The organism is Nitriliruptor sp., from assembly GCF_040882075.1.
Lineage (GTDB): Bacteria > Actinomycetota > Nitriliruptoria > Nitriliruptorales > Nitriliruptoraceae > Nitriliruptor.
Genome location: NZ_JBBEBZ010000228.1, coordinates 22,778 through 31,919 on the forward strand (window position 1 = coordinate 22,778; position 9,142 = coordinate 31,919).

Below are 9,142 nucleotides of genomic sequence, written 5' to 3' on the forward strand. Positions count from 1 at the left end.
GCCGCGCGTCAGACGACCTCGATGCGGGCGGCGGTGATGCGACCGTCGGCGAGCTCGAGCACGCCGACGGTGCGGTGGGGTTGCTGGCGTCGCTCCGTCGGTGATCCGGGGTTGAACAGCAGCTGCCCGTCGATGCCGGGAGCGTTCCACGGGACGTGGCTGTGGCCGAAGATGGCCACAGCGCAGGTCGGGAACCGCTCGTGCAGGCGCTGCTCGCGACCCCTCGTCGGACCGCTGTCGTGGATCATCCCGACCCGCACGCCGCCCAGCTCCAGCTCGAGGGTCTCGGGCAGGTCGCCGGCGAGCTCGGGGTCGTTGTTGCCGAGCACGGCGTGGACCGGCGCGTCCGCCGCGGCGGCGATCGCCTCGAGGTGCTCGGCCTGCGTGATGTCGCCGGCGTGGAGCACGACGTCGGCGGTGCGGAGCAGCTCGACGGCGGCGTCGGGCAGGGTGCGGTTCGGCCACGCCCGCTTCAGGTGGGTGTCCGCCACCACCACGACCCGGAGCGGATCGTTCACGGACCGATCCGTCCGTCCTCGGCGGCATCCGCGACCAACGCGGCGGCGGAGTCGTGGAGGAACAGGACCGAGGCGCGACCGGCGAAGCCGTAGGACCCGGGCACGGTGGCCCGTTCCACGTTCGCCGGCGGGAGGCGTAGCGCTTCGAACCCGAGCTGCACCAGCTCGGGTCCCGACAGGTCGGTCACGCTGTGCCGCCGCAGGACGCCGAGCGCGTGGAGCACCGCCTGGGGGGACGGGTCGGAGACGACCTGACGGTGTGCGGTCGCGAGCAGTTCCGCCTGCGCCCGGGACCGGCCGACGTCGCCGTCGGGACGGCTCTTGCGATCGCGGGCGTAGACGAGCGCTTCCGGCCCGGAGAGGTTCTGGCGACCGGGAGCGATGTGGGTGTTGCCGACCCGGAGGGCTCGGGGGACCTCGACCTCGATCCCGTCGAAGCGGGAGACGGCCCGCGAGAACGCGCGCATGCCGGTCAGCAGGTACCCGTCGACGTCCAGCCCGAAGAGGGCTTCCACGGTCTCGACGCACCGCTCCGGGCCACGTTGCAGGCAGGCGTTGATGCGCTGTCGGCCGAGCCCTGGCACGGGGACGTACGCGTCGCGCGGGATCGAGATGATCGTGGCGTGCTGGCGGTCCGCTGAGACGAAGAGCAGCTGGAAACCATCGGCGTTTCCCCGCTCGACGACGCCGTCGCGAGGTGGCCCCATGTCGGAGCCGAGCAGGAGCAGGGTGAGCGGCTGGCCGTCGCCGACCGGCAGGCGCCACCCCCCGCTCGCCGCAGCGGTCCCCGTCCCGAGCAGCGCGAACACGAGCGCGACCACCGCCACCCCCCTGAGGGGGCCGGGACGTGCGTGGGCTCCGGGGCCGTGGTGCCAGCCGATCACGGGCTCGTCTCGGCTGTCGGCCTAGCGGCGAGCAGGTGGACGCCCTCGGCCGTCGGCAGGAACACGAAGGTCGCGCTCGCCTCGGAGTCGTCGTGCCGGTCGAGGTCGACGGTGACGTGGACCCACTCGGGGAGCCCCCGTGCGCCGACGGTGAACGCGTAACGAGCGTGTGTCACCACGCGCGTCGGATCGGTCAGGCCGACCGTCAGTGCCGCCGTCTCACCCGTCAGCCCGTCGGCCTCGATCGACCCGGCCCCGCCGCCCACGAGGTCGGTGAGGTGGCCGTCCAGCCACGCCGTCGCGGCGCCGACGGCGGCATCGATGGCAGCCGCGTCCGGTGGGGTGCTGACGTCCGCCTCGGCGCCATCGCGGTGCAGGCCGCTGTCCACGATCGAGAGGTCGTTGACGCGGACGTCCACCACCTCGCCGGTGACGTCCTCCGGGAGCTCGGACTCCGGCTCGGGTTCCGGTTCCGGTTCCGACGTGGGGATGGCCGTCGGCGCGACGCTCGGAGCTTCGGGCGCGTCGGACGAACACCCACCGGCCAGCACGGCGGTGAGTGCGAGGCCGAGTGCGAGGCGGGCGACGGTCACGCGCGGGACGGTACCGGCAGGGGTCCTGAGCGGGAGCGCACCGTCGCTGCGCCGCTCGTTCGTGCGGACGCGACCGCTCCCCGGTGGGGTGCGACGGTGGCCGGTGTGACATCAACTGGTGTTGACCGGCCGGTCGCCGGCTCCGTACCGTCCCTGGTCACCCCGCCTGGAGCTGCGATGGCCACCGCCCCCGTGACGACCACCGATGCCGACGACGCGCCCGCGACGGTGCGGTCCGCCGATGCCGGGTCACGCCCCGGCCCCGGTCTCGGGGTCTCGGCCGCCGTCCCGACGCTCCCGCACCCGGTGCTCGACCGGTTGCTCGCGCGCGTGGTGACCACCGGTGACCGGGATGACATCACCGTGGATTCGCCGCTGTCGCTCGAGCCGGTCGGTGCCGTCCCGTCCTGCACCGCCGACGACGTCACCGAGGCGGTCCGCCGCGCGCGGGCGGCTCAGGTGGGCTGGGCGGCACGGTCGCCACGCCAACGCGCCCGGGTGCTCCGCAGGCTCGGTGACCTCGTGCTCGAGCGCCAGGACGAGGTCCTCGACCTCATCCAGCTCGAGTCCGGCAAGGTCCGCGGCCACGCCTTCGAGGAGGTCGCCGACGTCGCGATCGTCGCGGGCTACTACGCGCGGACGGCCGGTAGCCACCTCGCTCCGCAGCGCCGCGAGGGCGCGTTGCCCCTGCTCACCACCACCAGCGAGGTCCGCCACCCGAAGGGCGTGGTGGGCTTCATCGCTCCGTGGAACTACCCCCTGTCGATGGCCATCACCGACATCATCCCCGCGCTCGCGGCGGGGAACGCGTGCGTCCTGAAGCCCGCCCAGCAGACACCGTTCACCGCCCTGTGGATCGTCGACCTGGCGATCGAGGCGGGTGTGCCCGAGGACCTGGTGACGGTGGTCACCGGACGCGGGTCGGTGCTCGGCACCCCGATGATCGAGCAGGTCGACTTCGTGACCTTCACCGGCTCGACCGAGGTCGGTCGGACCGTCGCTCAGCAGGCCGGCGAGCAGCTCATCGGCTGCGCGCTCGAGCTCGGCGGCAAGAACGCGATGGTCGTGCTCGAGGACGCCGACCTCGACCGCGCCGTCGACGGTGCCGTGCGGGGTTGCTTCGCGTCCGCCGGGCAGCTGTGCATCTCCATCGAGCGGTTGCTGGTGCACGAGTCGATCGCTGAGGACTTCACCCAGCGCTTCCTCAGCCGGGTCAACGGCCTGACGCTGTCCACCGAGCTGGCCTGGGGTGGTGACGTCGGCTCGCTCGCGTCCCGCCAGCAGTTCGAGACCGTGTCGGCGCACGTCGACGACGCGGTGGCCAAGGGTGCGCGCGTGCTCACCGGCGGTGAACCCCGCACCGCCGTCGGCCCGCTCGTGTACGCCCCGACGGTGCTGACCGACGTCACCCCCGACATGCGCGTGCACGGCGAGGAGACCTTCGGCCCGGTCGTGACCCTGTCCACCTTCGCCACCGAGGACCAAGCGATCGCCCGCGCCAACGACAGCGATTACGGCCTGAACGCGAGCGTGTGGACCCGCGACGTCCGCCGCGGCCAGCGTGTCGCCGCACGCATCCGGTCCGGCACCGTGAACGTCAACGACGCCTACGCCGCGACGTGGGCGTCGGTCGATGCCCCGATGGGGGGCTTCAAGGACTCCGGACTCGGTCGCCGCCACGGTCGCGAGGGCATCTGGAAGTACACCGAGGTGCAGACCATCGCGTCGCAGTCGCTCATCCCCGTCGGCTCGTTGCCGTTGCTCTCGGACGAACGGACCGCCGCCGTCCTGTCTCCGGCCGTCAAGCTGCTCGGACGCCTCCCCCGCATCCCCCGCTGGTTCTGAGCCAGCGCCACCCTGTCACCGCTGCACCCGTTCGAGGAGCTCTTCGTGCCCCGCACCGTCCTGTTCACCGGCTTCCCCGGTTTCCTCGGCACCGAGCTGCTGCCACGCGTCCTGCATCGCGATCCGGAGGCCGTGGCCGTCTGTCTCGTGCAACGCTCCTTCCTGGAGCTCGCCCGAGCGCGCGTCGACCAGCTCGTCGCGGCGGACGCGTCGACCGCCGACCGCATCGAGCTGGTGGTCGGTGACATCACCAAGTCCGATCTCGGCCTCGGTGACGCCTACGCCGACCTGGTGGCACGCACCAACGAGGTGTTCCACCTCGCCGCGGTCTACGACCTCGAGGTGGCCCGCCCCGTCGGCATGGCGGTCAACGTCGACGGCACCCGCCACGTGGTCGACTTCTGCCGCGCCTGCCCCGACCTCGACCGGCTGCAGTACGTGTCGACCTGTTACGTGTCTGGGCGCTGGCCGGGGATCTTCCGCGAGACCGACCTGGTCAAGGGGCAGCGCTTCAACAACTTCTACGAGGAGACCAAGTACCTCGCCGAGGTCATCGTCGCCGAGGCGGCAGCCGACGGCTTGCCCACGACCATCTACCGGCCATCGGTCGTCGGCGGTGACTCGACGACCGGCGCGACCCAGAAGTACGACGGCCCCTACTTCATCCTGCGGTGGCTCGTGAAGCAGCCGCGGGTGGCGGTGATGCCCACCGTCGGGGACCCGGACGGGTACCGGTTCAACATCGTCCCGCGCGACTACGTGGTCGACGCCATCGACGCGCTCGCCGCGCGCGACGACACCCTCGGCGCCACCTACGCGCTGGCCGACCCCGAGCCGTACACCATCCGCGATCTGATCGAACTGTTCAGCGAGGCGACGAACAAGCGGCTCGTGACCGTCCCGCTCACGATGGGGATCGCCAAGTTCGCGCTCCGCCGGGTCCCGGGGGTCCAGGCGCTCATGGGGCTGCCCCCGGCGTCGGTGAACTACTTCAGCCACCCGGCCCACTACACCACCGACCAGGCGGACGCGGCGCTCGTCGAGGACGGCATCGCCCGGCCCGACCGCGAGACCTGGTTCCGGGCGATGGCGGCCTACGTCAAGGCCAACCCCGACGTCCCGTCCCAGGCGATGATCTGAGGTCGGCGGTGGTGGCTTGAGCGTCACCGCTCACGCGACCGCTCGTTGGTCGATGCGGACCGCACGGTGGCGGTCCGGTCGGCCGATGGGGCGTCACGGTGGCTCGGGTGCTGGTGATCGACGACGACCCACAGGTCGTGGTCTCCCTCGACCTGCAGCTGCTCTCGGGTGCGGACGAGCAGCGTCTGGCCGCCGTGGCCGATCGCATCGGTGCCCGTTGGCTCCGCAAGCCCGTCGACCCGCAGCAGCTCGCCCGGGTGGTCGGGGGTGCATCGCCCCACCGCGAGCTGGACCCGAGCAGCTGACCGCCCACGGCCGTCGTCAGCGCCCGGCGTCCTGAAGCGCCTCGGTACGCTGCCGACCCTCGCACGCCCCGGATCCGCCGGGGGCCGACCCGCAGGAGCTGACGATGCCCCGCGTCGCGATCGACGTGCTGCTCAAGCACGAGATCCTGGACCCGCAGGGTCGTGCGGTGGAGGACGCGCTCCCCGGGCTCGGGTTCGACAGCGTGTCGGACGTGCGTATCGGCAAGCACCTCGAGCTCGACGTCGAGGCGGCCGACCACGCCGAGCTCGAGACCCTCGTCACGCGGATGTGCGCGGACTTCCTCACCAACCCGGTCATCGAGTCCTACACCTGGCGGGTGCTCGACGGCGCCACGGGTGGGTCGGCGAGCGCCACCGCGAGCGGGTCGGCGAGCGCCACCGCGTGAGCGAACGCCCGCCGCTGCCGCCGCTGCGCGACGACGGCCTGCCGACGTTGCCCACCGGCGAGCCGGTGCTGCACCGGTGGTTCGTGATCGCGATGCTGATCCTGGTCCCGATCGGCATCGTTGTGATGATCTGGGCCGCCACGTTCCTGGCCGGCCGCGAGACGATCCCGCCCGCCGAGCGCCGCCCGGCCGGCGACGAGGTGACCACCGTCGACCGGGGCGACGCGGTCCTCGGGACCGTCGAGGACGCCGAGCCAGGCCCGTCCTGCACCGCCGCCGTGTCGCTGATCGGCGATCCCGGTGCTCGTGCTGCGGGGTCCCGAGCGCTCGGCGCCGCGTGCGCCCTGCTGCGGAGCGGCCAGTTCCCCGCGGCGGAGTCGGGTCTACGCGAGTGGACGACCACGCGTGGCCAGCTGCGGTTCGCCGTCTTCGAGCTGTCCGGGGTCGAATCGTCGCTGCGCGCCACCGACGACCAGCGGATCGTCCTCGAACTGAACGCAGCGTTCCAGTTCGAGGACGCCACCCGCGCCGCGCCGGCGATCATCGGTCAGCTGACCCTCCTCGGCGAGGACGACTTCCCCGGCACGCCGATCAGCGCCGAGGCTGCGCTGACCGCTGCCGAGGCGCAGCTCGCCGCCTGCGATCGTCTGGTCTTCCCCGAGGGGGACCCGCGCGGCTGCCTCGATGTCGAGGAGCTGCTCGACGAACCCGACCCGCTGGCGTCGCTGATCGCCGCGGGGTACCGGCCGGGCGACGGCTAGCTTGCTCCCGCTCGACCGCTCGACCGCTCGACCGCTCGACCGCTCCACCGCTCGAACGCTCCCCGCTCCATCGCCCCCGGAGGACCCCCGTGCGCATCGGTGTCGTGACCTTCCCCGGCTCGCTCGACGACGGGGACGCACGGACGGCCGTCGCCGCGGTCGGTGGCGAGCCGGTCCGCCTCTGGCACGCCGACGAGACCGTGGACGGCGTCGACGCGGTCATCCTGCCGGGCGGTTTCAGCTACGGGGACTACCTGCGCTGCGGTGCGGTCGCGCACCGCTCCCCGGTCATGCGGGCGGTCGCCGACCTCGCTCGCGGTGGCGGGCCGGTGCTCGGGATCTGCAACGGCTTCCAGGTGCTGTGCGAGGCGGGGCTGCTGCCCGGCGCGCTCCTGCGCAACGCGCGGCTCCGGTTCGTCTGCAAGGACGTGCCGCTGACGATCGACACCGCCGACACCGCCTGGACCCGGAGCTTCCGGCGGGGCGAGACGGTCATCATCCCGGTCAAGAACGGTGAGGGTCGCTACCACGCCGATCCGGACACCCTCGATCAGCTCGAGGCTGAGGGACGGGTCGTCGCCAGGTACGCCCTGGGGACCAACCCCAACGGGTCCGAGCGGGACATCGCCGGGGTCTGCAACGAGACGGGCAACGTCGTCGGTCTGATGCCCCACCCCGAGCACGCGGTCGACCCCGAGCTCGTCGGCGGGACCGACGGGCGCGGGTTCTTCAGCAGCGTGCTCGAGGCCGCGGCCACCTCCGCCTGATCTAGGCGAGCAGCAGGCGCGAGACCACCTCGGTCATGATCTCGTTGGTCCCGCCGCCGATGCCGAGGATGCGGGCGTCGCGGTAGTGGCGCTCGACCTCGCTCTCGCGCATGTACCCCATGCCGCCGTGGAGCTGCACGGCGTCGTCGACCACGCGGTCGCAGGCGAACACCGCGGTGTTCTTGGCCATCGCGATCTCCTTGATGACATCGTCTCCGGCCTGCCAGCGCTCGGCGACCGCCCGCGTGTAGGTGCGAGCCACGTCCACCTGGCGCGCCATCTCGGCGATGCGGTGACGCACCACCTGCCGGGTCGCGATGGGGCGGCCGAAGGTCTGGCGCTCCTTGGCGTAGCGGATGGTCAGGTCGAGACAGCGCTGCGCGGTGGCGTAGGCCTGGACGGCCAGCGACAGCCGTTCCGCGGCGAACTGCTGCATGATCTGCAGGAACCCGCTGTTCTCCGCGCCGATGAGGTTGCCGGCCGGGACGCGCACCTGATCGAAGCGCAGCTCACCGGTGTCCGAGCACAGCCAGCCCATCTTCTTCAGGGGTGCCGACACCTCGAGTCCGGGGCTGTCGGCATCGATCACCAGCAGCGAGATCCCGCCAGCTCCGGCGTCACCCGTGCGGACCGCGGTGGTGATGAAGTCGGCCCGGGTCGCCGAGGTGATGAACATCTTGGCGCCGGTGACGACGTACTCGTCCCCCTCGCGGACGGCACGCGTGGTGATGCCCGCGACGTCCGACCCGGCCTCCGGTTCGGTGATCGCCAGCGACACGATGGCGTCCCCGGCCAGCACCGGTCGCGCCACGCGATCGATCTGCCTCGGGTCGCCGGCGGTGATGAGGTGGGGCAGTCCGATCCCGTGGGTGAACAGTCCCGCCAGCAGCCCCGACGACCCGCCAGCCTGGATCATCTCCTCAGCGATCACCCAGGTGTCGACCGCGGTGCCGCCCGCCCCACCGACGTGCTCGGGGAAGCCGACGCCGAGCAGGCCCGCGTCCGCCGCGGTCCGGTGCAAGCTCAGCGGCAGCGCCCCGGCCTCCTCCCAGGCCGCGATGTTGGGGACGACCTCCCGCTCGGTGAAGCGCCGCGTGCTCTCGCGGAGCGCGAGACGTTCGGGGGTGTCCCAGATCGGATCGTGCACGGTGGGCTCCTACGTCCGGGCGGCATCGGGAACGGTGAGGTTCATCTTGTACGGTACCGTTCCTGATGCGATCTGGCGACACGGAGGGAGGCGAGGTGAGCGACGGCGAGCGCGTCTACGGCGGCCTCGACGCCACGCAGCGCCACCGACGCCGGCGCGAACAGCTGCTCGACGCCGGTCTTGAGCGCTTCGCTGCTGACGGCTGGTCGGAAGCCACGGTCGCAGGCATCTGCCGGACCGCAGGTTTGAGCCAGCGCTACCTCTACGAGCACTTCGCCGACCGCGAGGAGCTGTTCCTCGCCGTGGTCGAGCGCATCAGCGACGAGGTGGAGCAGGTGATCCGGGTGGCCGTCGCCACCCCGGAAGCCGACGCGGTCGTGCGAGCGCGGCTCGTGCTGGAGGGCATCGTCGACCGCTTCGCGTCCGATCCGCGGCAGGTCCGGGTCGCGCTGGTCGAGTCGCTGGCGACGGAGCGGTTCCGCATGCGGCGCCGCGAGCTGTTGGCTCGGTTCGGCGACCTGGCGGCGCGCCTGATGCGAGCGCTCCGCGACGACGACCGCAAGGCTGGGTCGGCCGGTCCCGCCGAGGCGGTCACGGGGGCGCTCCTGACCGGGGGGGTCGTCGAGCTGCTCATCGCCTGGGCCACCGATGCGGCGACGGTCCCTCCAGACGAGCTCATCGACCACGTCGTCGCACTGGCCACCGCCGCCGCACGTCTCTGACCTCCCACGTCTCTGACCTCCCACGTCTCTGACCTCCCACGTCTCTGACCCCC

Annotated in this window: 11 protein-coding genes; 7 read left to right on the forward strand and 4 right to left on the reverse strand. The window is 72.2% G+C overall.

Annotated features, from left to right (window positions below):
- Nucleotides 1-8 precede the first annotated feature (8 nt).
- The 3 genes from WEB03_RS16515 to WEB03_RS16525 are packed head-to-tail and all read right to left on the reverse strand — an operon-like array spanning nucleotide 9 to nucleotide 1,995.
- Complete coding sequence (locus WEB03_RS16515; protein ID WP_368072014.1) at nucleotides 9-518, reverse strand: metallophosphoesterase family protein; 510 nt, start codon at nucleotides 516-518, stop codon at nucleotides 9-11.
- Nucleotides 515-1,339 carry an LCP family protein gene (locus tag WEB03_RS16520; RefSeq protein WP_368072015.1) on the reverse strand — a complete coding sequence of 275 codons (825 nt, stop codon included), beginning with the start codon at nucleotides 1,337-1,339 and terminating at the stop codon, nucleotides 515-517. Before WEB03_RS16520 ends, WEB03_RS16515 begins: the two co-directional genes overlap by 4 nt.
- Before the next feature lie 59 nt (nucleotides 1,340-1,398).
- Nucleotides 1,399-1,995, reverse strand: a complete 597-nt coding sequence (locus tag WEB03_RS16525) for a hypothetical protein (RefSeq protein WP_368072016.1) — start codon at nucleotides 1,993-1,995, stop codon at nucleotides 1,399-1,401.
- Between the two features lie 177 nt (nucleotides 1,996-2,172).
- Between WEB03_RS16525 and WEB03_RS16530 the strand changes: the two genes are divergently transcribed.
- From WEB03_RS16530 to purQ, 6 genes are all read left to right on the forward strand, one after another.
- Nucleotides 2,173-3,840, forward strand: a complete 1,668-nt coding sequence (locus WEB03_RS16530; RefSeq protein ID WP_368072017.1) for a succinic semialdehyde dehydrogenase — start codon at nucleotides 2,173-2,175, stop codon at nucleotides 3,838-3,840.
- 45 nt (nucleotides 3,841-3,885) lie between these two features.
- Nucleotides 3,886-4,980, forward strand: a complete 1,095-nt coding sequence (locus WEB03_RS16535) for an SDR family oxidoreductase (protein WP_368072018.1) — start codon at nucleotides 3,886-3,888, stop codon at nucleotides 4,978-4,980.
- 107 nt (nucleotides 4,981-5,087) lie between these two features.
- Nucleotides 5,088-5,285, forward strand: coding sequence for a hypothetical protein (locus WEB03_RS16540; protein WP_368072019.1), 198 nt, complete (start codon nucleotides 5,088-5,090; stop codon nucleotides 5,283-5,285).
- Nucleotides 5,286-5,389: 104 nt separating this feature from the next.
- On the forward strand, nucleotides 5,390-5,692 hold the full coding sequence (purS, locus tag WEB03_RS16545) for a phosphoribosylformylglycinamidine synthase subunit PurS (protein WP_368072020.1): 303 nt from the start codon (nucleotides 5,390-5,392) through the stop codon (nucleotides 5,690-5,692).
- On the forward strand, nucleotides 5,689-6,453 hold the full coding sequence (locus tag WEB03_RS16550; protein WP_368072021.1) for a hypothetical protein: 765 nt from the start codon (nucleotides 5,689-5,691) through the stop codon (nucleotides 6,451-6,453). The genes purS and WEB03_RS16550 overlap by 4 nt, the downstream gene beginning before the upstream one ends.
- Before the next feature lie 89 nt (nucleotides 6,454-6,542).
- Nucleotides 6,543-7,220, forward strand: a complete 678-nt coding sequence (gene purQ, locus WEB03_RS16555) for a phosphoribosylformylglycinamidine synthase subunit PurQ (protein ID WP_368072022.1) — start codon at nucleotides 6,543-6,545, stop codon at nucleotides 7,218-7,220.
- Between the two features lies 1 nt (nucleotide 7,221).
- Here purQ and WEB03_RS16560 read toward each other — a convergent pair whose 3' ends face one another.
- Complete coding sequence (locus tag WEB03_RS16560; RefSeq protein ID WP_368072023.1) at nucleotides 7,222-8,367, reverse strand: acyl-CoA dehydrogenase family protein; 1,146 nt, start codon at nucleotides 8,365-8,367, stop codon at nucleotides 7,222-7,224.
- A 95-nt stretch (nucleotides 8,368-8,462) separates the two neighbouring features.
- On the opposite strand from WEB03_RS16560, the gene WEB03_RS16565 reads away from it, so the two are divergent.
- Nucleotides 8,463-9,089, forward strand: coding sequence for a TetR/AcrR family transcriptional regulator (locus WEB03_RS16565; RefSeq protein WP_368072024.1), 627 nt, complete (start codon nucleotides 8,463-8,465; stop codon nucleotides 9,087-9,089).
- Nucleotides 9,090-9,142 lie beyond the last annotated feature (53 nt).